Annotated in this window: 24 protein-coding genes; 3 read left to right on the forward strand and 21 right to left on the reverse strand. The window is 62.7% G+C overall.

Features of this window, described 5'->3' with window-relative positions:
• Positions 1 to 116: 116 nt before the first annotated feature.
• From NKH57_RS14320 to NKH57_RS14360, 9 genes are all read right to left on the reverse strand, one after another.
• Positions 117 to 1,235 (reverse strand): branched-chain amino acid ABC transporter substrate-binding protein, encoded by a 1,119-nt coding sequence (locus NKH57_RS14320; RefSeq protein ID WP_352944952.1) that lies wholly within the window; start codon positions 1,233 to 1,235, stop codon positions 117 to 119.
• Between the two features lie 137 nt (positions 1,236 to 1,372).
• The gene (locus tag NKH57_RS14325) at positions 1,373 to 1,720 is read right to left on the reverse strand and encodes a DUF6867 family protein (protein ID WP_023758603.1); all 348 of its coding nucleotides are present in this window, start codon (positions 1,718 to 1,720) and stop codon (positions 1,373 to 1,375) included.
• A gap of 106 nt (positions 1,721 to 1,826) precedes the next feature.
• Complete coding sequence (locus NKH57_RS14330; RefSeq protein ID WP_023758602.1) at positions 1,827 to 2,555, reverse strand: ABC transporter ATP-binding protein; 729 nt, start codon at positions 2,553 to 2,555, stop codon at positions 1,827 to 1,829.
• On the reverse strand, positions 2,555 to 4,105 hold the full coding sequence (locus NKH57_RS14335; RefSeq protein WP_352944954.1) for an ATP-binding cassette domain-containing protein: 1,551 nt from the start codon (positions 4,103 to 4,105) through the stop codon (positions 2,555 to 2,557). Before NKH57_RS14335 ends, NKH57_RS14330 begins: the two co-directional genes overlap by 1 nt.
• Positions 4,105 to 5,700, reverse strand: a complete 1,596-nt coding sequence (gene livM / locus NKH57_RS14340) for a high-affinity branched-chain amino acid ABC transporter permease LivM (protein WP_023758600.1) — start codon at positions 5,698 to 5,700, stop codon at positions 4,105 to 4,107. Before livM ends, NKH57_RS14335 begins: the two co-directional genes overlap by 1 nt.
• Positions 5,701 to 5,704: 4 nt before the next feature.
• Positions 5,705 to 6,607 (reverse strand): branched-chain amino acid ABC transporter permease, encoded by a 903-nt coding sequence (locus NKH57_RS14345; RefSeq protein ID WP_023758599.1) that lies wholly within the window; start codon positions 6,605 to 6,607, stop codon positions 5,705 to 5,707.
• A 334-nt stretch (positions 6,608 to 6,941) separates the two neighbouring features.
• Positions 6,942 to 7,943 carry a 4-hydroxyproline epimerase gene (locus tag NKH57_RS14350; RefSeq protein WP_352944957.1) on the reverse strand — a complete coding sequence of 334 codons (1,002 nt, stop codon included), beginning with the start codon at positions 7,941 to 7,943 and terminating at the stop codon, positions 6,942 to 6,944.
• Between the two features lie 32 nt (positions 7,944 to 7,975).
• On the reverse strand, positions 7,976 to 9,313 hold the full coding sequence (locus tag NKH57_RS14355) for an NAD(P)/FAD-dependent oxidoreductase (protein ID WP_352944959.1): 1,338 nt from the start codon (positions 9,311 to 9,313) through the stop codon (positions 7,976 to 7,978).
• A 56-nt stretch (positions 9,314 to 9,369) separates the two neighbouring features.
• Positions 9,370 to 10,263 carry a dihydrodipicolinate synthase family protein gene (locus NKH57_RS14360; RefSeq protein ID WP_023758596.1) on the reverse strand — a complete coding sequence of 298 codons (894 nt, stop codon included), beginning with the start codon at positions 10,261 to 10,263 and terminating at the stop codon, positions 9,370 to 9,372.
• A gap of 106 nt (positions 10,264 to 10,369) precedes the next feature.
• On the opposite strand from NKH57_RS14360, the gene NKH57_RS14365 reads away from it, so the two are divergent.
• Positions 10,370 to 11,020, forward strand: a complete 651-nt coding sequence (locus tag NKH57_RS14365; RefSeq protein WP_031259971.1) for a GntR family transcriptional regulator — start codon at positions 10,370 to 10,372, stop codon at positions 11,018 to 11,020.
• Between the two features lie 23 nt (positions 11,021 to 11,043).
• Here NKH57_RS14365 and NKH57_RS14370 read toward each other — a convergent pair whose 3' ends face one another.
• Together NKH57_RS14370 and NKH57_RS14375 are read right to left on the reverse strand one after the other, a co-directional pair.
• A complete protein-coding gene (locus NKH57_RS14370) occupies positions 11,044 to 11,349 on the reverse strand; it encodes a hypothetical protein (protein WP_023758594.1) in 306 nt (101 codons plus the stop codon).
• Between the two features lie 243 nt (positions 11,350 to 11,592).
• Entirely contained in the window at positions 11,593 to 13,089 is a 1,497-nt protein-coding gene (locus NKH57_RS14375; RefSeq protein ID WP_352605524.1) for a CoA-acylating methylmalonate-semialdehyde dehydrogenase, read from the reverse strand.
• 219 nt (positions 13,090 to 13,308) lie between these two features.
• Here NKH57_RS14375 and NKH57_RS14380 point away from each other — a divergent pair, with 219 nt between their 5' ends.
• Complete coding sequence (locus tag NKH57_RS14380) at positions 13,309 to 14,190, forward strand: LysR family transcriptional regulator (RefSeq protein ID WP_352734256.1); 882 nt, start codon at positions 13,309 to 13,311, stop codon at positions 14,188 to 14,190.
• Between the two features lie 128 nt (positions 14,191 to 14,318).
• Here NKH57_RS14380 and NKH57_RS14385 read toward each other — a convergent pair whose 3' ends face one another.
• The 8 genes from NKH57_RS14385 to rsfS all read right to left on the reverse strand — a co-directional run bounded on the left by NKH57_RS14385 (position 14,319) and on the right by rsfS (position 22,521).
• Positions 14,319 to 15,575 (reverse strand): D-amino acid dehydrogenase, encoded by a 1,257-nt coding sequence (locus tag NKH57_RS14385; protein WP_352944963.1) that lies wholly within the window; start codon positions 15,573 to 15,575, stop codon positions 14,319 to 14,321.
• A gap of 89 nt (positions 15,576 to 15,664) precedes the next feature.
• Positions 15,665 to 16,804: an alanine racemase gene (gene alr / locus NKH57_RS14390; protein WP_352944965.1), complete on the reverse strand. Its 1,140-nt coding sequence runs from the start codon at positions 16,802 to 16,804 to the stop codon at positions 15,665 to 15,667.
• A gap of 18 nt (positions 16,805 to 16,822) precedes the next feature.
• Entirely contained in the window at positions 16,823 to 17,347 is a 525-nt protein-coding gene (locus NKH57_RS14395) for an RNA pyrophosphohydrolase (protein ID WP_352944967.1), read from the reverse strand.
• A 31-nt stretch (positions 17,348 to 17,378) separates the two neighbouring features.
• Complete coding sequence (locus NKH57_RS14400; RefSeq protein ID WP_352944969.1) at positions 17,379 to 18,560, reverse strand: divergent polysaccharide deacetylase family protein; 1,182 nt, start codon at positions 18,558 to 18,560, stop codon at positions 17,379 to 17,381.
• Between the two features lie 194 nt (positions 18,561 to 18,754).
• On the reverse strand, positions 18,755 to 20,086 hold the full coding sequence (locus tag NKH57_RS14405) for a S41 family peptidase (protein WP_023758587.1): 1,332 nt from the start codon (positions 20,084 to 20,086) through the stop codon (positions 18,755 to 18,757).
• Positions 20,087 to 21,424, reverse strand: a complete 1,338-nt coding sequence (locus NKH57_RS14410; RefSeq protein ID WP_352944971.1) for a murein hydrolase activator EnvC family protein — start codon at positions 21,422 to 21,424, stop codon at positions 20,087 to 20,089.
• A 180-nt stretch (positions 21,425 to 21,604) separates the two neighbouring features.
• Positions 21,605 to 22,087: a 23S rRNA (pseudouridine(1915)-N(3))-methyltransferase RlmH gene (gene rlmH, locus NKH57_RS14415; RefSeq protein WP_352944973.1), complete on the reverse strand. Its 483-nt coding sequence runs from the start codon at positions 22,085 to 22,087 to the stop codon at positions 21,605 to 21,607.
• A gap of 56 nt (positions 22,088 to 22,143) precedes the next feature.
• On the reverse strand, positions 22,144 to 22,521 hold the full coding sequence (rsfS, locus tag NKH57_RS14420; RefSeq protein WP_023758584.1) for a ribosome silencing factor: 378 nt from the start codon (positions 22,519 to 22,521) through the stop codon (positions 22,144 to 22,146).
• A 241-nt stretch (positions 22,522 to 22,762) separates the two neighbouring features.
• Between rsfS and NKH57_RS14425 the strand changes: the two genes are divergently transcribed.
• Positions 22,763 to 23,614, forward strand: coding sequence for a mechanosensitive ion channel family protein (locus NKH57_RS14425; protein WP_352944975.1), 852 nt, complete (start codon positions 22,763 to 22,765; stop codon positions 23,612 to 23,614).
• Between the two features lie 73 nt (positions 23,615 to 23,687).
• Here NKH57_RS14425 and NKH57_RS14430 read toward each other — a convergent pair whose 3' ends face one another.
• Positions 23,688 to 24,320: a nicotinate-nucleotide adenylyltransferase gene (locus NKH57_RS14430; RefSeq protein ID WP_352944977.1), complete on the reverse strand. Its 633-nt coding sequence runs from the start codon at positions 24,318 to 24,320 to the stop codon at positions 23,688 to 23,690.
• Between the two features lie 204 nt (positions 24,321 to 24,524).
• On the reverse strand, positions 24,525 to 25,811 hold the full coding sequence (locus NKH57_RS14435; RefSeq protein ID WP_352944979.1) for a glutamate-5-semialdehyde dehydrogenase: 1,287 nt from the start codon (positions 25,809 to 25,811) through the stop codon (positions 24,525 to 24,527).

The following is a 25,811-nucleotide window of genomic DNA, read 5'->3' on the forward strand; positions in this document are numbered from 1 at the left end:
GGCTAAAGGCCCGGGCTGCATTGGTCTGCCGGCCTCGATGGAGAGGCAACAGGGTCAAAAGTAAGATGCCCGGCGCGAAGCGCCGGGCATCTGTAAAGCTTGGAGAACTGACGAGCTTACATCTTCTGGATGTAGGTATACTTGCCGTCGTCGCCCTTCTTCCATTCGTACATGACGTAGCCGGGCAGCGTCGGGTCGCCCTTGGCGTCATAGGACAGGTCACCGAGCACGGTCTTGAACGGGCCGTTTTCATGCAGCGCCTTGGCAACTGCCTGCGGGTCGTTGGACTTGGCAGCGGTCGCTGCTTCGGCGAGCGCCTGTACGGCGGCGTAGGAGTAGAGCGTGTAGGCTTCCGGCTCGAAGCCCTGCGCGCGGAACTTCTCGACGAGTTCCTTGTTGGCGGGGATCAGGCGCGGGTCCGGGCCGAACGTGTTGAGCGTGCCCGCAACCGCGTCACCCGCGATCGAAGCCAGCTCGTTCGACACGATGCCGTCGCCGGAAACCAACGTCGCCTTGAGGCCCTGGTCGGCCGCCTGGCGGATGATCAGACCGGCTTCGGTGTGCAGGCCACCCCAGTAGATGATGGTTACGCCGGCTTCCTTCATCTTGGCGATCAGTGCCGAGAAGTCCTTGTCGCCGACATTGATGCCTTCATACATGACTTCCGTCAGGCCCTTGGCATTCATCGCCTTCTTGGTTTCGTCGGCAAGGCCCTGACCGTAGGTGGTCTTGTCGTGCACGACGGCGATCTTGGCGTCCTTGAAGTTCGCGGCGAGATAAGCGCCGGCGATGCTACCCTGCTGGTCGTCGCGTCCGCAGGTGCGGAACACGTTCCACAGGCCGCGCTCGGTGAACTTCGGGTTGGTGGCAGCCGGGGTAATCTCGACGATGCCGTTTTCCGCATAGACTTCCGATGCCGGGATCGAGACGCCCGAGTTGAAGTGCCCGACCACGAACTTGACGCCGTCGCCGACGAACTTGTTGGCAACCGAGATGCCCTGCTTCGGATCGGAGACGTCGTCGCCGACTTCGAGCTTGATCTGCTCGCCATTGATGCCGCCCTTGGCATTGATGTCGGCGACAGCGGCTTCCGCACCCTTCTGAAGCTGCGCGCCGAAGGCGGCATTCGGACCGGTGATCGGACCGGCTACGCCGATCAAGACGTCAGCCCACGCGCTGCCGCCGAACGCGACCAGCGCGGTCAGGGCGACGGCGGACAAAAGTGACTTTTTCATTTAAACGCTCCCATTTACGGAGTGGGCGTGGATGAAGCTTTCATGCGATGCCCACCCTTATCGCAGAAAGCATAGTTTGCCGATTTTCAGGCACTTGTCACGCCGATTCAATTTCGATGCGGCGCTAATGATGAACGTCAACCTTTTGGTTTCCAGCTCAAGATTGAAGCTCTCTCGTAGAGCCAATTATATTGCGTCACCATCTGGTTGGTGCGCGTGTATTGAAAGCCGACAAAACCGAGTATCATCAGCACGATTGTATCGACGACATAGTATTGCAGCGAGAACATCGTGCCGCCGAACAGCGCGTGATGGATGAAGCGGATGCCGATGCCAAGCCCCAGCATATAGGCAAACAACTGGACGAAGCTGCGCCATGTCTGGGCACTGGCCTTGCCCGTCATCCACGCCGCCCAGCCGCCGAGCAGACAGGTGACGAAGAAGAACTGCCAGATCGAGGGTTCCTCATAGAGAATGCCCTGCATGATGAAGTCTCCTTAGCATGATCCCGAAAGGTTGCAGACTTTTCGGACAAGGATCATGCGACAAACAAACAATTTGGAGCGGAACACCGAACGCACCGCTTCAAATTCAGTGATGTCCGCCTTCGAGATAAGCGGCGCGCACTTCCGGATTGGCGAGCAGTTCCTTGCCGGTGCCGCTCATCGTCACGTTCCCGTTGACCATGACATAGCCCCGCGTGGCGAGTTTCAGCGCGCCAAAGGCATTCTGCTCGACCAGGAACACGGTAAGCCCCTGGGTGCGGTTAAGTTCGCGGATCGCGTCGAAGATCTGCTTGACGATCAGTGGCGCCAGACCCAGCGATGGTTCGTCGAGCAAAAGCAGCTTCGGCCGTGCCATTAGCGCGCGTCCGATCGACAGCATCTGCTGCTCGCCGCCCGACAGCGTGCCGCCGCGCTGGGCTATGCGCTCCTTCAGCCGCGGGAACAGCTTGAACACCTTCTCGACGTCCTCGTCATAGTGTTTGAGGTTGTCGAGGCTGGCGCCCATCTGCAGGTTTTCCATCACCGTCATGCGCGGAAAGATGCGCCGGCCTTCGGGCGACTGCGCAATGCGCATGCGCGCGATCTCATGCGTCGGCATCTGGGTGATGTCGGTGCCGGCAAAGGTGATGGTGCCGCCGCGAGCCCGCGGGGCGCCGAAAATGGTCATCATCAGCGTCGACTTGCCGGCGCCGTTGGCACCGATCAGCGCAACGATCTCACCTTCCTTCACGGTGACATCGACGCCGTTAAGCGCCCGGATATTGCCATAGTAGGTCTGCACGCCCTTGATATCGAGCAGCGTTGTCCCGGCCATCACTTGCTCCCCCCGCGCTTGCCCGCCACAGGCTTGGCAGCAGTTTTTCCGGAAGCATGGCTGGTCGCCACCTTGCCCGCATCGACGCGGCGCGAGAATTCCGTGTCTTTGCCCTGGCTGAGCAGCCTGGCCTGCTTGACCCATTCCTCACGTGCAATGCGTCCGTCAAAGGCGAGATAGGCTTCAGCAGCCTCGACGTCGGCCTTTTTCCAGGCGCCGATCTGGTCGAAGTGGAAGATACCGTGATCGTTGAGCTTCTTCTCGTTGACCGAACCGATGCCCTTGATACGGGTCAAATTGTCGGCCTTGCCACCGCGAGGCGCTGGCAGCCGGTTGGAGATTCCTCCTGCCGCCGCCGCAGGCGCCTTCGCGGCAGGGACCTTGGCTGCCCGCTTGGTCGGCGCAGTCGACTTCACCGCCGTTCCGGCTGCCGCCTTTGGTGCAGCTTTCGGAGCAGGCTTTGCCTTCGCCGCCGGAGCGCGAGGCGCGGCCGGCACCGCCGCCAGCGAGGCCGCCTTGTCTGCCGCGGCGAGCGATTTTGCGTCGACCTGACCGGCCTTTGACGCGCCTTTGGCCACCGTGACCCGCTCGCCTGAACTGTGGCCGACCGTGTCGGTCACCGGCCCGGCGAGATACGATGATGATGTTCCCGGGCCGTGTGCGGCATCCGGTCCGGTATCGAGCTGTTCGATGACGTCTTCGTCGCCGACTTCAGTCAGCACCGACTCGACGTCCTCGTCGTCGACGCCGAGATAGGCTGCGATGACGCGCGGGTCGGTACGCACCGACTGCGGACTGCCGTCGGAGATCTTGCGGCCATATTCCAGAACAACGACATGGTCCGAGATCTGCATGACCACCGACATGTCGTGCTCGATCAACAGGATCGAGGCGCCTGATGTGTCCTTGATGTCGATCAACAGCTCGTTGAGCGCCGCCGATTCCTTCGGATTGAGTCCGGCCGCCGGCTCGTCGAGGCACAGAAGCTCCGGCCCCGTGCACATGGCGCGGGCGATCTCGAGGCGGCGCTGCGCACCGTAGGGCAGATCGCCGGCCGGATCGTCGGCGCGGTCGACAAGATCGGCCTTCTCCAGCCAATGCTTGGCCAGATCCACCGATTCGGCCGAGGCCCTGCGGTAGCCGCTGAAGCCGAACAGGCCCAGGATCGTATAACCCGAGGCCTTCATCAGCTTGTTGTGCTGCGCGACCAGCAGGTTCTCCAGCAGCGTCATGCCCGAGAACAGGCGGATGTTCTGGAAGGTGCGCGCCACCTTGGCGCGTGCCGGGATCTCATGGTTGGGCAGGCGTTCGAGCAAATAGCTCGAGCCGTCGTTCCGGTTGAGCGTGATCATGCCTTCGGACGGCTTGTAGAAGCCGGTGATGCAGTTGAACACGGTGGTCTTGCCGGCGCCGTTGGGTCCGATCAGCGCGGTGATTTCACCGCGCTTGGCGACGAAGGACAAGTCGCCGATGGCGACCAGGCCGCCGAACTTCATCGACAGATGCTCGACCTGCAGGATGGCCTCGTTCATGGACGGATTCGCGTTCATCAGCCGTGGCCCTCCTTGGTGAAGGAACCTGAAACCGACCTTCGCTCCTTGAGAAAGGCGGTCGGCTCTCGACTGCCGACGAAGCCGCGCGGTTTCCACAGCATGACGATGACCATGGCCATGCCGAACAGAAGCATGCGGTAGAGTTCGGGTGTGAAGTCCGGCCCGAATATCTGCTTGAGGAAGTCGAGTTCGCGCAGCGCCTCGGTCCCGCCGATCATCACCATCGCGGCAACCGCAATTCCGACCAGCGAGCCCATGCCGCCGAGAACGACGATCGCCAGGATGATGGCCGATTCCAGGAAGACGAAGGATTCCGGGCTGACGAAACCTTGCCGCGCGGCGAAGAAAGAGCCGGCGAAGCCGCCGAACATGGCGCCGGTGGCAAAAGCGGTCAGCTTGGTGGTGGTGGTGTTGATGCCCAGAGACCGGCAGGCGATCTCATCCTCACGCAGCGCTTCCCATGCGCGGCCGACCGGCAGGCGGCGCAGCCTGATGGTGACGAAGGCGGTGAGCAGGCACAGGCCCAGGATCAGATAATAGAGGAAAATCTTGTAGTACGCACCCGACTGGGTGATACTCAACACTTTGGCGATGTAGTTCGAGTCCGACACGTTGAACGACATCAGTCCGAAGAAGCTGACCTTGGGAATGCCGGAAATGCCGGCCGAACCGTTGGTCACTTCGCGCCAGTTGATGAGCACCAGGCGGATGATCTCGCCGAAAGCCAGCGTCACGATAGCCAGATAGTCGCCACGCAGGCGCAGCACGGGGAAGCCGAGCAGCACGCCCCAGAGGGCGGCCATGGCGCCGGCGGCCGGCAACAGGATCCAGAACGACAGGCCGAAATGCGTGGCGAGAAGCGCATAGGAATAGGCGCCAAGTGCATAAAAGGCGACGTAGCCGAGGTCGAGTAGGCCGGCGAGGCCGACAACGATGTTCAGACCCCAAGCCAGCATCACATAGATCAGGATCTGGATGCCGAAATTATCGACCCATTTCAGCGAACCCTGCAGGCCTCCGGCAATCGACCAGGCGTTCAGCGACAGCACCGCCACCACGAGGATCGGATAGAGCACCAGCGCCGTGACGCCCAATTTGGTGAAGTTGGCATGGATGAAGGCGCGGAAGTAATAGATCACGCAAGCCAGCAGATAGATGACCGCGAGCGCGCGCAGGAATTGCAGATAGCCGGCCGGTTCTGCTCCGACCCATCCAGCGAGAGAATTGTTGAAAACGAACAGCAGCACCGCGGCGATGACGGCCGCGATAAAGGCCGGCAACTGGAAGAAGCGTGATGCAACGCTGCTCGGCAACAGGCCGGTGGCGACATCGGCGATCTTCTGGTTGGCCAGGAAGGGCTGGCCATAGGCGACATAAAGAAACCGCCCGACAGCCGTGGCGATCACCACTGCCGCAAGCAGGCCCCAGCGCGCGGTCAGGACCAGTTCATTGGAGATGTTCTGACCGGTCTTCAGCCCGATGAAAAGGACGAACAGGCCAAGCGCAATGGCGCCGGCATAGAAGGCTTCCTTGAGGGCGCGTTGGACAGGGGTGGCGACGACGTCGCGCTCCGGAGATACGGTGACGGCCATGGTCTCAGACCTTTTCGACTTCTGGCCGGCCCAGTATGCCGGAAGGCAGGAAGATCAGCACGATCGCCAGGATCGAGAACGCCGCGACGTCCTTGTAGTCGATCGAGAAATAGGCCGACCACATGCTCTCGATGAAGCCGATCATCAGCCCGCCGAGCACCGCGCCCGGCAGCGAACCGATGCCGCCCAGCACCGCTGCGGTAAAGGCTTTCACGCCGGGCGTGAAGCCGTCCGAGAAGGCGATGACACCGTAATACATCAGGAACAAGGTCCCGGCGACGGCGGCAAGCGCCGCACCCATGATGAAGGTGATCGAGATAGTGCGGTCGACATCGATGCCGAGCAGCGCCGCCATCTTGCGGTCCTGCTCGCAGGCGCGTTGCGCTCGGCCGAGCGAAGTCCTGTTGACCAGGTACCAGAACAGCACCAGCAGCAGCGCCGTGACGATGACGATGATGATCTGCTTCAGCGACACGCTGATGCCGCCGATGTTGTAGACTTGACTGACCATCGGCGGGATCGGCTTGTTGCGCGGCCCCTGTGTCACTTGGACGAAGTTCGACAGCGCGATCGACATGCCGATCGCGGTGATCAGCGGCGCCAGCCGGAACGAGCCGCGCAATGGCCGGTAGGCAACCTTCTCGATCGTCCAATTGTAGAGGCTGGTGAGCAGCATCGCCACGATCATCATGAGCAGCAGCGCCAGCACCACGGGCACCGAATAGAACAGCGCGCCTAGAGCGAGGAAGACGATCAGGGCCGTGAAGGCACCCACCATGAAAATGTCGCCATGAGCGAAGTTGATCATGCCGATGATGCCGTAGACCATCGTGTAGCCGATCGCGATCAGCCCATAGATCGATCCCAGCGTCAGCCCGTTGATAAGCTGCTGGACAAAGTACTGCATGTGTACGTGGCTCCCCTGGAATGTCGCCCATGCAGACGCATTCCTTTTCGTATTTCCCCTAGTCGTAAAGTTTCGAGCCCGGATTGCAACGTCATTTTTCAATCGTCGTGCGTGTTTTGCCGACACGCCGTCTGATTGCCCGTTTTTCCGTATCCGACCCCTGGACTATCGCGGACCCTACCATTGGCATAACGCAATGTCTTTGACGATTCGACCGCATCATGCGCCTCGTTTCGAAGAAATCGCCGTCAAAATTAGGTGATGAGAAGAATCGTTGCGTTACTGACATAGTCCGTTTTTCGTTCCGCTCCTTTCCGTTGGGTCACGTTCCCCTTCACTTGACCACAAAACCATGCGCGAACGGATCGCGATCGTCGATGAAAATGGTGTTCAATCCGGTCATTCGCGCCCAGCCACCGATCGAGGGAACAATGGCCGGTTTGCCCGCGACGGTGACGTCCTTTTCGACCTTGCCCTTGAACAGCGAACCGATGATCGATTCATGAACGAAGCTGTCGCCGGCCTTGAGTTTGCCCTTTGCATGAAGCTGCGCCATGCGCGCCGAGGTGCCGGTGCCGCAGGGTGAGCGGTCGATCGCCTTGTCGCCGTAGAACACGGCGTTGCGGGCGTCGGCCTCGGGGTTGGTCGGCGCGCCGGTCCACAGCATATGCGACAGCCGGTTGATGCCAGGGTTCTCGGGATGCACGAAGGAATATTTCTCATTGAGCCGCTGCCGCACCACCGGGCTCCAGGCGATGAAGTCGCCGGCCGAATGGTCGGCCATGTCGCGATAGTTCTTCTGCGGCTCGACGATGGCGTAGAAGTTGCCGCCATAGGCTACATCGACGGCGATTTCGCCGAGCTGCGGGCATTCGACCGTCAGCCCTTCCGCATAGAGGAAAGACGGCACATTGGTGATGCGCACCTCCTCGACATAGTCGCCGACCTGCTTGTATTCGGCGATGACCAGGCCGGCCGGCGTTTCGAGTCGAAGCACCCCCGGCGTCCTCGGCTTGATCAGCCCGTGCTCGATTGCCATCGTTACCGTGCCGATGGTGCCGTGGCCGCACATCGGCAGGCAGCCGGAGGTCTCGATGAACAGGATTGCGATGTCGCAATCCTCGCGCGTCGGCGGATAGAGGATCGAGCCGGACATCACGTCATGGCCACGCGGCTCGAACATCAGCCCGGTGCGGATCCAGTCATACTCGGCCAGAAAATGCGCTCGCCGTTCCATCATCGTCGAGCCCTGCAGCAGCGGGCCGCCACCGGCGACCAGCCGCACCGGGTTGCCGCAGGTATGGGCGTCTATGCAGAAGAAAGATTTCTTGGCCATCACGCTCCTCGAAAAATCAAAACCCACGAAAATCAAAACCGATGTGGACTGAAGGGGGCCAGATCGATCGGCGGAGTCTGCCCCAGGACGAGTTCCCGGATCAACCGTCCGGTGGCTGCTGCCTGGGTCAAGCCGAGATGGCCGTGGCCGAAAGCATAAACCACCGACCGGTTTCCGGATGCATGACCGATGACGGGCACTGAATCCGGCAGCGAGGGACGGAATCCCATCCATTCGCGCCCGCCTGAGGGATCGAGCCCCGGCAGAAATTTCTGCGCCTTCTGCAGCAGCGCCTTCGACCTGTTGTAATTGGGCGGTCGCTCGATGCCGCCGAGTTCGACGGCACCGCCGACGCGCAGCCCCGTTTCGAGCGGCGTGATGACGAAGCCATGTCCGGAAAAGATCAGCATCCGCTTCACGTCGAAGGCGCTCGTCGGCAGCGTCGTGTTGTAGCCGCGCTCGGTTTCAAGCGGAATGCGATCGCCGAGTTGCCTCGCCAGCAGATGCGACCAGGCGCCGGCGGCGATGACAAGATGCCTGGCTTGCCTGGTCGTGCCGTCGGCCAATGTCAGCGCGGCACCTTCCGGATTGGTCGCAACGCGCTCGATCCGAGCGATCTCAAAGCGAGCGCCCTTGGTTTGTGCATGGGCCCACACCGCTTTTCCGAGCAGTTTCGGGTCGGCGACCGTCTTCCATCCCGGCACGAAAGTGCCCTTGACGAAGCGCGGTGAAAGCCCCGGTTGCAAGGCGGCGAGTTCCTCCCGCCCGACATGGCTAAAGCCGATGCCGAAGCGCTCGCGCGTCGCCCAGCCGGGCAACCCTGCCTGAAACTCGGCCTCGCTTTCGTAGAGTTCGAGCGAACCATCCTCGCGCAGCATCCCTCGCGTGCCGGAGCGATCGAGCAGGCCCATCCATTCCGCTTCGGCGAGCTTCATCATGCCTGCCTGAGCGGCAAGGCTCGCCTCGTATTTCCCCGGCGCACCGGCACGCCAGAAGCGGATCAGCCAAGGCAGAAGTTTCGGCAGATAGGCGGGCGGAATGCTGAGCGGGCCGAGCGGATCGGCCAGCCATTTCGGCAGCTGCCGCATCATGCCCTTATGCGCCAGCGGCAGTACGTCGGAGAAGGCGAAGGCAGCGGCGTTGCCGGAGCTCGTCTCCTCGCAAATGCCGGTCCGATCGAAGATCGTGACCTTGCGTCCCGCCTCGGCCAGAGCCGCGGCGGCGCAGACACCGATGATGCCGCCACCGACGATGGCGACGTCTTCCGCTTCTCCCTGTTCAAAGGGCGAAGGTGCCCGAAGGGCGGATGAGGGTAGGCGCCCCGTTTCCGGCGACTTGGAATTTCCTTGCACGTAGGTGCTGCCCTTCATCTGGCTGCCGCCATCTTTGCCCCGTGGACGGCAGGGCTGTTCGGGAGAAGAAAGCCTCAGAACTGCGGCAGTGTCGGCCGAACCGCCAGTGCGTCCTTGACGATCTTCTCGACTGCCTTGCGGCGCTCGCCCGACAGCGGCTGTCGCGGCATGCGCACGCGATCATTGCTGTTGATCGCGAACACTTCGGCAAGCTTGATGTTCTGCACCAGATAGGTCGATACGTCGAGATCGAGCAGCGGCCGGAACCAGCGGTAGATGGCGAGTGCCTCTTCGCGGCGGCCCTGCTTCATCAATTGGTAGATGGCGACTGTCTCGCGGGGGAACGCGGTGACCAGTCCGGCCACCCAGCCGATGGCGCCGACCGACAACGCCTCGAAGGCCAGATTGTCGACCCCGGTAAACAGGTCGTAGCGAGTGCCCAGGCGATTGATGATCTCGGTAGAGCGGCGGATATCGTCGGAGGACTCCTTGATGGCGACGAAGCGCTTGTCCGACGCCAGCTCCTCCATTTGGTCGACAGTGACATCGACCCGATAGGCAAGCCGGTTGGAGTAGATCATGACCGGCAGGTCGCCGGCCTCGGCTACGGCACGAAGTGCGGCGACGGTCTCTTCTGCATTCGTGTGGTAGATCGGGCTCGGCACCACCATAAGCCCGTTGGCGCCTTCTTTCGCGGCACGCCTGGCTATGCTGGCGGCCTCGCGGGTTCCAGCCTCGTTGACGGTCAGCAACACCGGCTTCTTGCCCGCAACTTTCTGCGCGGTCTTCAGCACCTCGATCTTTTCGTCAGGCGACAGCATCGGTCCTTCGCCGAGCGATCCGCAGACGATGATGCCGTCGCAGCCGGCCTCCATCTGCAGGTTGAAGCAGCGCTCCATCTCGGCATGATCGAGACGATCATCCGTGGTGAATTTGGTCGTGACGGCGGGGAAAACTCCGGTCCACATGATTATGTCTCCATCTGATATATCAGCCATATATCTGTCAGGAAACCGCCTGTCAATACGGATTTCGCTATGATATATTCTAGATATATCAGGAGGCGGCCTGTCCATGGAAGCGAGCACCACAACCGAGCCGGCGGCTGCCAAGGCCTATCATACACTCGAGCATATGATCGTCACGCTCGAGCTGGCCCCCGCAAGCTTCGTCACCGAGGGCACCCTGATCGAAAGGCTCGGGCTCGGCCGCACGCCGGTGCGCGAGGCGATCCAGCGGCTGGCCTGGGAAGGATTGCTCGACGTGCGCCCGCGCGCCGGCATCGCGATCGCTCCACTACATCCCGGCGACTGGCTGCGCGTGCTCGATGCGCGCCGCGGCGTCGAGGTGGTCCTGGCCCGCTCGGCCGCCCGCTTTGTCAGCCGCGAAGCTGCCGATCTGTTTCACGAGGCAGCCCTCGCCATGCAAAAGGCAGTGATCGCGGGCAACGTGCTTGCCTTCATCCAGGCCGACAAGGCGCTCGACGATGCGCTGGCGCTGGCCGCCGATAACCCGTTCGCTGCCCGCCTGGCCGCACCCTTGCAGACCCACAGCCGCCGTTTCTGGTTCCGCTACAAGGCCGACACCGGTCTTGCTGAATCCGCTGAACATCATGTCGCACTGATCCGCTCGATCCTCGACGGTGACGAAGAGGCCGCGGCCGAGGATGCCAAACGGCTGATGGCGCTGCTGCGCGGTCATGCCGAGGCCGCGGCGACACGGTAAAACAATCGAACCGCCCGGTTGGCTTAGGTGCCCGGCAAATTGGCGGTGATCGTTGGGCTGTCCCAGCCTTCGCCTATGGACAGGATGCAGCTCTGGCCCTTTGTATCGGACGCCAGAACTGTCCAGCTGCCTTGCTCGGAAACAAAAATCTCGAGAACCACGCTAGGATTGATGAGGCCGCGTCCTGCTTCGACTTCGTGGAACTTCTCGCCGAGCGCCTTGATCAGATCAACTCGCGATGCGCATTGTCCAGCAGCACTAGCGTGCGGGGCAACGGCTGGTATCGCAAGCGACGCCAAGATCATCGTCGCCACAAGACTTCGTGTCATCTGACACCTCCTCGCGCCAGACGGGCACCCCGGCTGCCACCGGCGCTGTTGATTGGCCTGCAACCTACGCAGGAATACAAGCTAAGGCGGATGGCGCCCGCTTGGTTCCATCACATTAGCGATTTTGCGGACAAGGCCGCGGCCAGAATGCAGAAAGACCCGGCCGCCTCGGCCGGGCCTTCGATGCCGGATATGCCGCGCCCCCGCGCTTAGGCGAGGGCGCACAAGCGGAAGATCGTCCGGCTAGTTCATGGTCGGGATGACGAATTCGGCACCATCCTTGATGCCTGACGGCCAGCGCGAGGTCACTGTCTTGGTCTTGGTGTAGAAGCGGAACGCGTCCGGCCCGTGCTGGTTGAGGTCGCCGAAGGAAGATGCCTTCCAGCCGCCGAACGTGTAGTAGGCGATCGGCACCGGGATCGGCACGTTGATGCCGACCATGCCGACCTGGACCCGCGAGGCAAAATCGCGCGCCGCGTCACCGTCGCGGGTGAAGATGGCGACGCCATTGCCCATCTCGTGGTCATTAGCGAGCTTGATAGCGCTCTCATAGGTCGGCGCGCGCACCACCGACAGCACCGGCCCAAAGATCTCTTCCTTGTAGATGCGCATGTCCGATGTGACGTTGTCGAAAAGGCAGCCACCCATATAGTAGCCGTCTTCATAGCCCTGCATGGAGAAGCCGCGGCCGTCGACGACCAGCTTGGCGCCTTCCTTGACACCGGTGTCGACATAGCCCTTGACGCGTTCCAGTGCCTGCGCCGTTACCAGCGGGCCGAAATCTGCGGAAGAGTCGGTCGAAGGACCGACTTTCAGGCTCTCTACGCGCGGAATGAGCCTTTCCATCAGCCGGTTGGCGGTGTCGTTGCCTACAGGTACGGCCACCGATATCGCCATGCAGCGTTCGCCGGCCGAGCCATAGCCGGCGCCGATCAGCGCATCCACGGTCTGGTCCATGTCAGCATCGGGCATGATGATCATGTGGTTCTTGGCGCCGCCGAAGCACTGCACGCGCTTGCCGGCGGCGGTGCCGCGCGAGTAGATGTAATGGGCGATCGGCGTCGAGCCGACAAAGCCGATGGCCTTGATATCGGGATCGTCGAGGATGGCGTCGACGACATCCTTGTCGCCATTGACGACGTTGAGGATGCCCGCAGGCAGGCCGGCTTCGAGGAACAGCTCGGCGATGCGCATCGGCACGCCCGGGTCCCGCTCCGACGGCTTCAGGATGAAAGCGTTGCCGCAGGCGATGGCCGGCGCGATCTTCCACAACGGGATCATTGCCGGGAAGTTGAACGGCGTGATGCCGGCGACGACGCCGAGCGGCTGGCGCATCGAATAGACGTCGATGCCGGGACCGGCACCGTCAGTGAATTCGCCCTTCATCATGTGCGGCGCGCCGATGCAGACCTCGACCACTTCGAGGCCGCGTTGGATGTCGCCCTTGGCGTCGGCGATCGTCTTGCCGTGCTCGCGCGCCAGGATGTCGGCCAGTTCGTCATAGTCGCGGGCAACGAGTTCGAGGAACTTCATCAGCACGCGCACGCGGCGCTGCGGGTTGGTCGCTGCCCATTTCGGCTGTGCAGCCTTGGCATTCTCGACAGCCGCGCGCAATTCCGCCTGCGAAGCCAATGCCACTGTGCCGCGCACGGAGCCGTCCATCGGCTGCATCACATCCTGCTTGCGGCCGCTGGTCCCGGCGACATGCTTGCCGCCGATGAAATGACCGTAGTCGATCATGATCTCTCTCCCTTTGTTTGTGATGGCCCATTGTCCGCCTTTGCAGCGGCGATGGCAACGCGAGGGAGTACGCAACCGTTGTGCGGGAAATAGATAGCGATTGACGGGCGAGCATCAATTCCCGCAAATGGCGGGATGCAATTGCTGCTGTACGGATTAAGAGATTGAGTTCCTTCGCCACAGAGCGCAGCGTCGGCAACTGTCATCTGGACCATCGCCATGAACTGGGATGACGTCCGCATCTTCCTGGCCGTGGCGCGCGCCGGCCAGATCCTTGGCGCGGCCAAACGGCTGGAGCTCAATCACGCCACAGTCTCGCGCCGCATCGCCGCGCTCGAGGATGCGTTGCGGACAAAACTATTTCGCCGCTTGACCACCGGCAGCGAGTTGACGCCGGCCGGCGAGCGCTTTCTAGACATTGCCGAGCGTATGGAAGGCGACATGATCGCCGCGCGCTCGACGGTTGCCGGCGAAGGCGACGACGTTTCCGGCACGGTGCGCATCGGCGCGCCGGACGGCTTTGGCGTTGCCTTCCTGGCCAAGCGCCTCGGTGCGCTGACCGCCCTGCACCGCGAACTGACGATCCAGCTTGTGCCGGTGCCGCGTTCCTTCTCGCTGTCGCGCCGCGAAGCCGATATCGCGATCACCGTCGAGCGGCCGACCGAAGGCCGGCTGGTGGCGGGGAAGCTGGTCGACTATTCGCTCGGGCTGTTTGCCTCGCGCGATTATGTGCAAGTGCATGGTTTGCCCAAAACCGCCGCCGAACTCGGCCAACACACCCTCATCGGCTATGTGCCGGACCTCATCGTCAGCCCCTCGCTCGACTACGCGGCCGAGTTCAGCGCCGACTGGCGCACCAGCTTCGCCATTTCCTCCGCACTTGGCCAAGCCGAGGCGGTGCGGTCGGGCGCCGGCATCGGCATCCTGCACACCTTCGTCGCCCGCTCGATGCCGGAATTGGTGCCGGTCGATGCGGTCGCACCCATCCGTCGCGCCTACTGGCTGGTCTATCACGAATCGGTCAGGCCGCTGCGCCGCGTCCAGATCGTTGCCAGCTTCATCACCAAGGCAGTGGAGCGGGAGAGAAGCCTGTTCACCTGATTTCGCAAAACCGACAAAGCAAATCCGCCATCTAGGGCGGGTCGAGCATGAACGAATTCACCACACGCCCAACCTTGTCTGCGAATTGCGTCCATTTGGCGAAGACTGGGTCCGGAGTCGTTGATCTTCTATCGCAGATAACGCTCCTGCGCGAGGTCGCGGACATCGATGTCCGGCACCCGACTCGAGATGATGTCGGCCAGCACCTTGCCCGAGCCGCAGGCCATGGTCCAGCCGAGCGTGCCGTGGCCGGTGTTGAGATAGAGATTGGACAACTCGGTGCGGCCGATCAACGGCGGACCGTCCGGCGTCATCGGCCGCAGCCCGCACCAGAAGGTCGCGTCCCGCATCGCGCCGGCGCCCGGAAAGAGATCGCCGACCGAGTGCTCCAGAGTGCGGCGCCGCGATTCATGCAGCCTGAGGTCGAAGCCCGAAATCTCCGCCGTACCGCCAACCCGAATGCGGTTGCCGAGGCGGGTGATCGCCACCTTGTAGGTCTCGTCCATCACCGTCGACACCGGTGCCGCGGCGGCATCCTTGATCGGCACGGTGATGGAATAGCCCTTGACGGGATAGACCGGGATCGGCCGTTTCACCCGGCGCATGAACCCTGCCGAATAACTGCCCAGCGCCATCACATAGGCGTCGGCGGATTTCCAGCCCTTGCTCGTGCTGAGATTGGCGATGCGGTTTCGGCTGCGGATGACACGCCAGATCGTCACGTCATATTCGAACTTGACGCCGCGCGCCACGCAAAGCTCGGCCAGCCTGTCGGTGAACATCTTGCAGTCGCCGGTCTCGTCATGCGGCAGCCTGAGGCCGCCGACGAGCTTTTCGCGCACCCCGGCCAGGCCAGGCTCGGCCGCGATGCAGCCATCCTGGTCGAGGATCTCGTAAGGCACGCCATACTTCTTCAGCACCTCGACATCGCCGCCGGTGCCATCGAGCTGTTTTTGCGTGCGAAACAGCTGCAGCGTGCCCTGGGTCCGCTCGTCATAGGCGATGCCGGTCGCTTCGCGCAGCGCCTTCAGCGTGTCGCGGCTGTATTCGGCCAGCGGCACCATGCGTGCCTTATTGATCGCGTATCGTTCGGCGGTGCAGTTGCGCAGCATCTTGATCAGCCAGGTCCACATATGCGGATCGAAGGCCGGCCGCACCACCAGCGGGCCATGCTTCATCAGCAGCCATTTGATCGCTTTCAGCGGAACGCCGGGTCCGGCCCAGGGCGAGGCGTAGCCGGGCGATATCTCACCGGCATTTGCAAAGCTGGTTTCCAGCGCGGGGCCTTTCTGACGATCGAGAACCGTCACCTCGTGGCCGGCTTCGGCGAGATAATACGCAGTGGTTACCCCGATGACGCCACCGCCCAGCACCATGATCTTCATCGTACAACACTCCACGGCGACGCCCAAACCGGTGCCATCTTCTGTCTGCCGGATTCTGTGACGCCCGCCAAGAGGCTACACGCCAAGCGTTAGCTATTGAGGTATCGCCGATGAAAGCGCGGGCCGAGGCTGGTCAGTATCTCGTAGCCGATGGTGCCGGCATGGCCGGCAGCGTCGTCGACGCTTTGCGAGGGACCGAGCAGTTCGACGAGATCACCCTCGCGTAGCCTGCCGGACGGCAGAGCGGAGATGTCGAGAACGATCGAATCCATCGATACCCGCCCGAGGAAGGGCAGGCGCGCGCCATCGAACCAGGCCGCGGACGCAGCGCGCCGGTGCCAGCCATCGGCATAGCCCAGCGAGATCGTCGCGGCAGCAAGCGGAGCCGTCGTTTGGAACATGTGGCCGTAGCCGATACCGACGCCGGCCTCCAGCAGGCGTGTCTGGACGACCTTGGCCTCCAGCCGCACCACGGGCAGCATTGGGTTCGGCCTGCCCGGTGTCGGATTGATGCCGTAGAGCGCGGCGCCAGGGCGCGCGAGATCGTAGTGGAAGCGTTGTCCCAAGAAGATGCCGGACGAATTGGCGAGCGAGGCCGGCGCCTTCGGCAACAGTGCGCGCAGCCGCTCGAATGCCAGCCGCTGTCGCTCATTGGCCGGCTGCTCCGGCTCGTCGGCGCAGGCCAGATGGCTCATCACGAAACGGATGTCGATGCCGTCGAAGGCATGCGGATCGGCGGCAACGTGCTCCACATCCCCGGGCGCCATGCCGAGCCGCGACATGCCGCTGTCAACCTGGATCGCGGCCGCAAGTTTTCGGCCGGCGCGGCGAGCCGCCGCACGCCAGGCCGCCAATTGCCCCACGCTGTTGACGACGGCGCTAAGCTCTGCCGCCACTGCATCAGCCTCGGCTCCGGGCGGAATGCCGTTCAGCACGAAAATCGCAGGGCCCGGCCCAATTGAGCGGCGCAAGGCGACGCCTTCCCCCAGAAGCGCGACGAAGAAGGTGTCGCAGCCTTCGCGCAGCAGCGCCGCCGCGACCTGGCTCGCACCTACGCCGTAACCGTCAGCCTTAAGCACACCGGCACAGCCAACATCGCCCAAACGCGCTTTCAGCCGCCGGTAGTTTTCACGGATCGCGACGAGATCGATGGTGAGGACAGCCCCGGCCGCCACTTCGCTTATGGCGGTGACCTCTTGGGGCAGCGACCTTTGGCGGGCGTCGTTCATGGCATTCAAACCAGCTCCCTACTCTTGCACCAGATGCCGGAACGCCGCCACCACGTCCTCATAGACATGGCGCTTGAACGGCACGATCAGGTCGGGCAGATCCCGCATCGGCCGCCATGCCCATTTGTCGAATTCGGCGGTATGGCCACCCGGTGGTGGGTTTATCTGGATCTCGCTGATATCGCCGTGGAAGCGGAAGGCGAACCATTTCTGCGTCTGCCCGCGATATCGGCCCTTGAAGGCGATGCCGACGAGATGGGTCGGCAAATCATAGTTGATCCAGTCCGGCGCCTCGGCCAGCAGCGAAACGCTGCGCATGCCGGTCTCTTCATAGAGCTCGCGCTCGGCCGCCTGCAACGGCTCCTCGCCCTTGTCGATGCCGCCTTGCGGCATCTGCCAAAGCTGCGTCGTGCCGGCAAATTCGCTATCCGATTCCGCAATGCGGTGCCCGACCCAGACCAGGCCTTCGGCATTGAGAATCATCAGCCCGACGCAGGGACGATACGGCAGCGTTTCGCGGTCGATCCTTTCTGTCTTTGCCATCAATCAGTCTTTCGGTCCACGCAGGACGTCGCTAGCCTTTTTGCGGGTCAATCGCCACCGCTGAAATCGGCACGATCTCGATGCCGCGCTTCTTGGCCTCGATGACCCAGGACGACACGGTGTCGACCGTCAGGTCGAAGGCCGAGCCGATGCCGACGGCAGTGCCTTTGGCCCGCGCGGTCGCTTCGAGACTGTCCAGTTTCTTCAGAATTTCGCCGCGATCCTGCACTGCATCGATCGCCATGTCGCCGGAGACGAAGGGTACGCCATCCTTGAGAGCCAGGTCCGGTGCCAGGCTGCGCACCGACGAACCGTCATCGATATAGGCGAGGCCGCGTTTGCCGAGTTCGGTCATGAACGGCTCCATCGCCGCCGCATCGGCGGAGAAGCGCGCGCCCATATAGTTCATGACGCCGGTGTAGTTGGTCGTCCGCGACAGCGCCCAGTGCAGGTTCTTCAAATTCTCGTCTGCGCTTGCCGCCACCGTCAGCGTGTTGCGGCCGGGATTGATGTTGGGATAGTCGAACGGTTCGAGCGGCACCTGCATGACGATCTCGTGGCCGCTTTGCCGGGCCGCCTGCATCCAGCGGCCGATGCTGTTGCCTTGCGGCGCGAAGGCCAGCGTGACTTCCGCCGGCAGCTTGGCGATGGCCGCCTGGGTGCCTGTCTGCGAAACCGCGAGCCCGCCGATGACGATCGCCACCCGCGCGCCGCGCCCGCCCGACCAGGGCCGCGCATAGACATCGAACGGTCGCCGGCCATCGGTGGCGCGCGCAGGCAAAGGCCCGGTTTCGCTGGCTTCGATCAGCGCCTTGTCGGGAATATGTGCGATCTTCAGGTTCTGGCCGATGGTCGACGGGTCGTGAATGACGATCGCCGCCTTGGGCGGGCCTTCGCCCTCTTCCGTCTGAACATGGATGATCTGCGGCCCGCCTGTCTTTGCCGGCGTGTCCGGCTTTGGCGTCGCCACCGGGGCCAGTGCGGCCGGCACGGCAGCGGGTTCGGCCACCGCTGCTACTTTCGGCGTCGAAACGGCAACTTCTTGCGGCTTTCGAAACGGCTTTTCCCTGAGCGCGATCGCGCCGGAGACGCCGACCACAGCCAGCGCGGCCAAGGCCGCCAGGATCGTGCCGCCGCCGACCTTGCCGGCGGCGCGCGGCGACCGGGCAGCCTGTCCGAGCGGGCGTTCGATGTCCTTGCCTATGTCAGCCAAGCCTAATCCCCGGGCGCATGGCTTCGAAGACGAAACAGTTTCGAAAAGACATGCGCGAATTCATAATCCTGGCGCACCCCTGTCGCCGTGTTGGGGCTTTGCCTTGCCCCCGAATCAAACTGCCGGAACCTTTCGGTCCCGGCAGCATCGCATTGCTTCCATCGGGCAGCCAGACCTGTTGTCGGCAGCACCGCTTACTGGTTGAGAACGGCCTTCTGCGGATTGGGCGGGAAGGACGGATCGGTCTTCTGGCCGCGCAGCAGCTGCTCGGCATAGATGAGCTGCAGATCGTCCTTCGGATCCGGCGGCACATAGGCCGCCGAGCCCGAACCGGTCTTGCTCTCGTCGGCGCCCTTGATATGGCCCTTGAGGTCGGATTCGCCGCGCGTCAGGTCCCTGCCCTGCAGTTCCGGCGGCAGCGGCTGATCGACCTTGATGTCGGGCGTGATGCCCTTGCCCTGGATCGATTTGCCGGACGGCGTGTAATAGAGCGCCGTCGTCAGCCTGAGTGCGCCATTCTCGCCGAGCGGAATGATCGTCTGCACCGAACCCTTGCCGAAGGACTGCGTGCCGACCACCGTGACACGGCGCAGGTCCTGCAAAGCACCAGCGACGATTTCCGACGCGCTTGCCGAACCGCCATTGACCAGGACGATCATCGGCTTGCCGTTGATGTCGTCGACCTGCTTGGGCTTAGCGTCGAAGCGGGTGACGTCCTTGGGATCGCGACCGCGCGTCGAGACGATCTCGCCACGGTTGAGGAAAGCATCGGATACGCTCACCGCCTGGTCGAGCAGACCACCCGGATTGAGGCGGAGATCGAGAACGTAACCCTTGAGCTTGTTGTCCGGCACCTGCTTCTTGATCGTGTCGATGGCGTTCTCGAGGTCGTCATACGTCTTTTCGGTGAAGGAGGTGATCTTCATGTAGCCGATGTCGTTTTCGACCCGGAACTTGACCGCCTTGACCTTGATGATGTCGCGCACGACCGTCAGTTCGATCGGCTTGTCGGCGCCCTGACGCAGGATGGTGAGCTTGATCGGCGTGTTGACCAGGCCACGCATCTTGTCGACTGCGTCGTTGAGGGTCAGACCGCGAACCTCTTCGCCGTCGATCTTGGCAATATAGTCGCCGGCCAGCACACCTGCCTTGGCGGCCGGTGTGTCGTCGATCGGCGTGATCACCTTGACCAGATCGTTCTCCATGGTGACCTCGATGCCGAGGCCGCCGAACTCGCCCTTGGTCTGGACGCGCATATCCTGCGCCTGCTCGGCGTTCATGTAGGAGGAGTGCGGGTCAAGCGAGGCGAGCATGCCGTTGATGGCGTTCTCGACCAGCGACTTATCGTCGGGCGGCGTGACATACTGTGCCCGCACCCGCTCGAAGATGTCGCCGAAGATCGCCAATTGCTTGTAGGTCTCCGACCCTGCAGCGTTCGCCGCCGAGCCGGGCGTACCATAAACAAGGCTCATCGCGGACGCGCCCATCAGCGCACCGGCAAACAGAAGCGACAGTTTCCGCATTATTCACGTCCTTCCAGATAAACGGTCCGCCCACCATGGGGCCGGATCGACGGGTTTTCCATCCTTGCGAAACTCGACATAGAGCTCCGGCGTGGCATTTCCATTCTTCGAAACCGAGGTGCTCGCCACCCTGGCCTCTCCCATCGCGCCGACCGGCTCTCCTGCGAGCACTGATTGACCGGTCGCGACGCTGATTCTGCTCATCCCCGCCAAAACGACATGATAGCCGTCGCCTGCGTTAAGGATCAAGAGTTGACCATAAGAGCGAAACGGCCCCGCATAAAGCACATTTCCATCCGCCGGCGCGGTAACGATGGCTCCCGATTGTGTCGCAACCATGTCGCCAAGCATCATCGCGCCGTTACCGTCATCGGTGCCGAATCGCCTTTGGATACGGCCGGTCACCGGCAGCGCGATCTGTCCCTGCAACGCTGAAAAAGGCGCCGCGGCGGCAAGCCGGTTACCTTCCGGCACCGGCAGCGACGCCAGTTCCGCCGGCGTTGACGTCTTGTCGGCGTCCGCCGTCTTCTGCTCGGCGGCCTTTGCCGCATCGGCAGCCTTGCGGGTCTTGTCGGCCTGCGCTTCGAGCGACGCGATCAATTCCTTCAAGCTGCCGGCCTTGGCCGCCAGCGCCTCGGATCGCTGCTTTTCAGCCGCCATTTGCGTTTGTGTGTCGGCTTCGAGCTTCTGCTTGGCTTCCAGCAGCATGCCAAGTCGCTTCTTTTCCGCCACCTGGTCGCCGACCGCCGCCGTCAGCCGCGCTCGCTCCGCCTCGATCGACGCCGTGACCTTGGTCTGCTCCTTGAGATCGGCCAACAGGCCATCGGTCTGCTGACGCAGTTCCGGCACCACGGCGCCAAGCAGGATGGCGCTGCGCACCGACGACAGCGCGTCCTCCGGCTTGACCAGGATCGCCGGCGGTGGGTTCAGCCCCATGCGCTGCAGCGCGCCCAGCACTTCGGCCAGCACGTCACGCCGAGACGCAAGCGAGACGCGGATCTTCTGTTCCTGATCCTTCAGCCCTTCCAGCCTTGCGCCTATGTCCTCTATGTCCTGGCCGAGCTTCTGCTCGGTCATCGCCGACTGGATCAGGGCTGCAGTGATCGAAGCGTGATCCTTCTTGATGGTCGCGATGTCGGCGGAGAGCTTGGCCAATCGTTCCGACGACAGCGTGATCTCCTTCGATACCCGTTCGTATTCGGCGCGGCTCTGGTCCGGATCGGGAGCCATGTCGAGCGTGTTCTCGGCCCGTCCCGCATGCAGCGACAGGACAAGCGCCGCCGCAGCGATGCCGCAACGCGCGCGCCATGAGCCCGTTCTCGATTTCCAGCCTTCAGACATTCGGTGTCGACTCTATCTGCGGCTTCGTTAACGAACCATCAACCATGTTTGAAAGGGTCCGTTTCGGAATGCATGCCGCCCAAAGTGGTCAGATCCCGGAATGCGAAATGCATAATACCAAAAGCCAGTCTTGCACGGCATTGGGGCGGAAATCCGGGTGAGTCGCGCCAATCCACCGGTTTACGAGCGATGATACGGATGTCCCGAAAGGATGGTTGCCACCCGATATAGCTGCTCTCCCAGCATCACCCGCACCAATTGATGCGGCCAGGTCAGCAATCCGAACGACATCACCAATTCGGCCTGATCGCGCAGCGACTGGTCGTGGCCGTCGGCGCCGCCGATGGCGATGATCAGCGCCTTGCGGCCACCGTCACGCAGCAGGCCGATGCGGCCGGCGAAATCTTCCGAGGAAAAGCTCTTGCCGCGTTCGTCGAGCAGGATCAGTGCGGTGCCGGGTTGCAACTGCGTCTGCAGCTTCTGGCCTTCCTCGCGCCGCCGCTCGTTGGCGGTCTGACCGCGACCTTCGGCGATCTCGGCAATGCCGGCGAATTCAAGTCCCACCGCCGGGCCGCTCTTGGCGAAGCGCTCGAAATAGCGGTCGGCGAGCAGCTTCTCGGGGCCGGCTTTCATCCGGCCCACGGCATGAACTGATATCTTCATCCTTGCCCCTATAAGCCGCTGATGCATGCGATGACATGCATCAAAACAAAGACGGCTTAGTGGAGGGTCTCTTCCTCGAGATCCGGCGCCTGCCACATCTTTTCAAGATTGTAGAATTCGCGGACCTCGGGGCGGAAGACATGAACGATGATGTCGCCCGAATCGATCAGGACCCAGTCGGCACCTGCCAAACCCTCGACGCGCGCCATGCCGAGTCCGGCATCCTTGAGCGCTTTGAGAAGATGATCGGCGACAGCCGAGACATGACGGTGCGATCGGCCCGAAGCGACGACCATGTAGTCGCCCAGACTCGATTTTCCCTGGATGTCGATGGAGACAATGTTTTCGGCCTTGGAGTCTTCCAGACTGGCAAGGACTGTCTTGATGGCACGGGACACGGCGTCGTCTACGCTGATCCTGGCCGGCGAAGGCATGATATCGGCCTTCTTCCGCAGTGCTGTTCTCAGTGTATTTCCTTTCGCAGCAAGAACAACCAAATCACCCTTAAAAGCAGGTGACGCCACTTAGATAGGCAGAGTTCCCTTACAGTTTCAAGACGCGACCTGCCTGGCACGAACGTATTCTCGGTCCTGTGGTTCCGCCGCACGCCGGAAAAGATCGGAACCCTCGCTTCCCGCACGGGTTATCGGCTGACCGACCAACCGGATTTTCAACATGCCGATCGACCCGCAAAACACACTTGCCGCCGTCCGGGCCGGCCTCGCGCAACTGAGCACGCTGATCGTTTCATACTCATTCTCGGCCATCGGCGCCGTCATCCTTTTGGTTGTCGGCTACATCATCGCTGGGCTTGCCGAACGTTCGATCTTCACCGGCCTCGGCCATATCCATGGCTTCGACCAAACGCTGCGCCATTTCTTCTCCAAGATCGTCCGCTATGCCATCCTGATCCTCGTCACCATCATGGTGCTTGGCCAATTCGGCGTGCAGACGGCGTCGATCATCGCCGCCATCGGCGCCATCGGCCTGGCCATCGGCCTGGCGTTGCAAGGCACGCTGCAGAACATCGCCGCCGGCATCATGCTTCTGGCGCTGCGGCCGTTCCGCATCGGCGAATCCGTCGAGGTCGGTTCGATTGCCGGCACAATCGAGGAGATCGGCCTGTTCGCGACCAAGCTCAGGACCGCCGAAGGGGTCTATATCCTGGCACCCAATTCGACGCTCTGGAATCAGCCGGTGCGCAACTTCACCCGCAATGGAGTTCGCCGCAGCGATATCACACTCTCGATCGGCTCCTGGAACGACATCGACCGCGCCCAGAAGACTTTGCTCGCCATTGCCGCCGCCGACCGGCGGGTGAAACGTGACCCGGCACCGATCGCTTTCGTCGCGACATTGGGCGACAGCACCGTGTCGATCGCCTTGCGCTACTGGACATCTTCGGCGGATTTCTTCGCCACCCAGACCGACCTCACCAAGCGTGCCAAGCAGCAATTCGACTCGGAAGGCATATCGATCCCGCGGCCGCCACCGGAAGCGCCGGCGCCGGAGGCCCGCCGGCAATGATCGGCCGCCTGCTCAGGATTGCCCATGAAACGGGCAAAGGGAGCGATAAGAGCGACATGACGGGGTGAGCGACTCACCCCTTCGCCAGCTTGCGGATCGCGCTCGACGACAGCGACGAACGCGGGCCGTGAATGAAGGTCCAGGCCGGCGCCTTCATGCGGGCAAGCCTCGGCGCATCCCCTTCGTCGACGCGGGCGTAGTCGAAGGTCTTGGCGACGACAGACGACAGGAACGACAACGTCGCGCCCGGGCGGTCGACGACGGCGATCGGGAAGGTCATGACGATCTCGCGCCAGCGCTGCCAGCGATGGAAATCGCGCAAACTATCCGCACCCATGATCCAGACGAAGTCGACGCCGGGATTGCGCGCCTTGACCAGCGCCAGCGCGTCGGCGGTGTAGCGCACATGATGCGCCGCCTCGAAAGCGGTGACCTTGATCTTGGGGTTCTTGGCGATCTGCTCCGACAGTTGCAGCCGTTCGCTGAGCGGCGCCAGCTCGCCCGTGCTCTTCAGCGGGTTGCCGGGCGTCACCATCCACCAGAGTTGGTCGAGCGCCAGGCGCCGGAGCGCAATCTCGGCGACCAGCGCGTGGCCCGCATGCGGCGGATTGAACGAGCCGCCGAACAGGCCGACGGCCAGCCCTTTTTCGGCATGCGGCATTTTGAGATAGTGGGAGGGGATTGCGGGTGGGGAAGGAGATAGCATTGCGCTAGACACCCCCCTCTGTCCTGTCGGACATCTCCCCCGCAAGGGGGGAGATCAGCAGTTTCGGCGAAGGTGTAAACCTTGCAGCGTTGAAGATTGGCGAAATCAGAAATGTCGGCCAATCTCCCCCCTTGCGGGGGAGATGTCCGGCAGGACAGAGGGGGGTGGCTGGGCGCAAGCTTCAGGCCCTTCGGGCGAAAGACGTCACGGCCTCACCTGTCCGGATCCGCGCACGCGGTATTTGAACGAGGTCAGCTGCTCGACGCCGACCGGTCCGCGCGCGTGCATCTTGCCGGTGGCGATACCGATCTCGGCGCCCATGCCGAACTCGCCGCCGTCGGCGAACTGCGTCGAGGCGTTGTGCAGCAGGATCGCCGAATCGATCTCGTTGAAGAACCGCTCGACCGCTTGCGCATCCTCGGCGACGATCGCCTCGGTGTGATGTGAGGAGAACGTCTCGATGTGTTCGACCGCACCACCGACACCGTCGACCAGCTTCACCGCGATGATGGCGTCGAGATATTCGGTCACCCAGTCGAGGTCAGTGGCAGGCTTGGCATCGGAGAATATCTTCAGCACTTCGGCATCGGCATGGATTTCGCAGCCGGCCGTACGAAGTGCGTCGAGGATCGGCACCAGATGCGTGGAGGCAACCGCGCGGTCGATCAGCAGCGTCTCGGCGGCGCCGCAAACGCCGGTACGCCGCATCTTGGCGTTGACGGCGATCCGCACCGCCATATCGAGCTTGGCCGAGCGGTCGATGTAGAGATGGCAGATGCCTTCGAGATGGGCAAAGACCGGCACCCGGGCCTCGCTCTGCACCCGCCCGACAAGGCTTTTGCCGCCGCGCGGGATGATGACGTCGAGCGTACCGTCCAGCCCCTTCAGCATCTCGCCGACCGCAGCGCGGTCCGTGGTCGGCACCAGTTGGATGGCGTCTTCCGGCAGGCCGGCTTTCCTCAGCCCTTCGACCAGGCAAGCATGGATGGCGGCCGAAGAATTGAGCGAATCCGAGCCGCCGCGCAGAATCACCGGATTGCCGGCCTTGAGACACAGCGCACCGGCATCCGCCGTGACGTTCGGCCGGCTCTCGTAGATGACGCCGATGACGCCGAGCGGCGTGCGCACGCGCTCGATATGCAGGCCGTTCGGCCGGTCCCATTGCGCGACCACGTCGCCGACCGGATCGCGCAGAGCAGCGATCTCCCTCATGCCTTCTGCCATGGCTAGAATGCGCGCCGGATCGAGCTTCAAGCGGTCCATGAAGGATCCGGAAAGCCCGGATTCCCGACCATTCGAGACGTCGATGGCGTTGGCCTCGAGGATATCCTGCTGACGAGCAATGATCGCTTCCGCCATGGCGAGGAGCGCAGCATTCTTGGCGGCGGTCGTGGCAATGGCCAGCGGTCGGGCGGCAGCGCGGGCGCGGCGGCCGATATCGGCCATCAGTGCGACGGTGTCATCCCCGGATTTTTCATGCAGTTTCAGCAT

This window comes from Mesorhizobium sp. M1050, from assembly GCF_040318715.1.
Classification (GTDB): Bacteria; Pseudomonadota; Alphaproteobacteria; order Rhizobiales; family Rhizobiaceae; genus Mesorhizobium.

What these genes read in the sequence shown, in the direction of transcription:
- NKH57_RS14430 (WP_352944977.1), bottom strand. Translation starts at nt 24,320, where the DNA reads ATGCTATCTCCTTCCCCACCCGCAATCCCCTCCCACTATCTCAAAATG.
- NKH57_RS14325 (WP_023758603.1), bottom strand. Translation starts at nt 1,720, where the DNA reads ATGCAGGGCATTCTCTATGAGGAACCCTCGATCTGGCAGTTCTTCTTC.
- NKH57_RS14335 (WP_352944954.1), bottom strand. Translation starts at nt 4,105, where the DNA reads ATGAACGCGAATCCGTCCATGAACGAGGCCATCCTGCAGGTCGAGCAT.
- alr (WP_352944965.1), bottom strand. Translation starts at nt 16,804, where the DNA reads ATGAACGACGCCCGCCAAAGGTCGCTGCCCCAAGAGGTCACCGCCATA.
- rsfS (WP_023758584.1), bottom strand. Translation starts at nt 22,521, where the DNA reads ATGCCTTCGCCGGCCAGGATCAGCGTAGACGACGCCGTGTCCCGTGCC.
- NKH57_RS14385 (WP_352944963.1), bottom strand. Translation starts at nt 15,575, where the DNA reads ATGAAGATCATGGTGCTGGGCGGTGGCGTCATCGGGGTAACCACTGCG.
- NKH57_RS14320 (WP_352944952.1), bottom strand. Translation starts at nt 1,235, where the DNA reads ATGAAAAAGTCACTTTTGTCCGCCGTCGCCCTGACCGCGCTGGTCGCG.
- NKH57_RS14370 (WP_023758594.1), bottom strand. Translation starts at nt 11,349, where the DNA reads ATGACACGAAGTCTTGTGGCGACGATGATCTTGGCGTCGCTTGCGATA.
- NKH57_RS14350 (WP_352944957.1), bottom strand. Translation starts at nt 7,943, where the DNA reads ATGGCCAAGAAATCTTTCTTCTGCATAGACGCCCATACCTGCGGCAAC.
- livM (WP_023758600.1), bottom strand. Translation starts at nt 5,700, where the DNA reads ATGGCCGTCACCGTATCTCCGGAGCGCGACGTCGTCGCCACCCCTGTC.
- rlmH (WP_352944973.1), bottom strand. Translation starts at nt 22,087, where the DNA reads ATGAAGATATCAGTTCATGCCGTGGGCCGGATGAAAGCCGGCCCCGAG.
- NKH57_RS14395 (WP_352944967.1), bottom strand. Translation starts at nt 17,347, where the DNA reads ATGGCAAAGACAGAAAGGATCGACCGCGAAACGCTGCCGTATCGTCCC.
- NKH57_RS14375 (WP_352605524.1), bottom strand. Translation starts at nt 13,089, where the DNA reads ATGATCGACTACGGTCATTTCATCGGCGGCAAGCATGTCGCCGGGACC.
- NKH57_RS14435 (WP_352944979.1), bottom strand. Translation starts at nt 25,811, where the DNA reads ATGCTGAAACTGCATGAAAAATCCGGGGATGACACCGTCGCACTGATG.
- NKH57_RS14360 (WP_023758596.1), bottom strand. Translation starts at nt 10,263, where the DNA reads ATGTGGACCGGAGTTTTCCCCGCCGTCACGACCAAATTCACCACGGAT.
- NKH57_RS14330 (WP_023758602.1), bottom strand. Translation starts at nt 2,555, where the DNA reads ATGGCCGGGACAACGCTGCTCGATATCAAGGGCGTGCAGACCTACTAT.
- NKH57_RS14425 (WP_352944975.1), top strand. Translation starts at nt 22,763, where the DNA reads ATGCCGATCGACCCGCAAAACACACTTGCCGCCGTCCGGGCCGGCCTC.
- NKH57_RS14365 (WP_031259971.1), top strand. Translation starts at nt 10,370, where the DNA reads ATGGAAGCGAGCACCACAACCGAGCCGGCGGCTGCCAAGGCCTATCAT.
- NKH57_RS14345 (WP_023758599.1), bottom strand. Translation starts at nt 6,607, where the DNA reads ATGCAGTACTTTGTCCAGCAGCTTATCAACGGGCTGACGCTGGGATCG.
- NKH57_RS14355 (WP_352944959.1), bottom strand. Translation starts at nt 9,313, where the DNA reads ATGAAGGGCAGCACCTACGTGCAAGGAAATTCCAAGTCGCCGGAAACG.
- NKH57_RS14410 (WP_352944971.1), bottom strand. Translation starts at nt 21,424, where the DNA reads ATGTCTGAAGGCTGGAAATCGAGAACGGGCTCATGGCGCGCGCGTTGC.
- NKH57_RS14380 (WP_352734256.1), top strand. Translation starts at nt 13,309, where the DNA reads ATGAACTGGGATGACGTCCGCATCTTCCTGGCCGTGGCGCGCGCCGGC.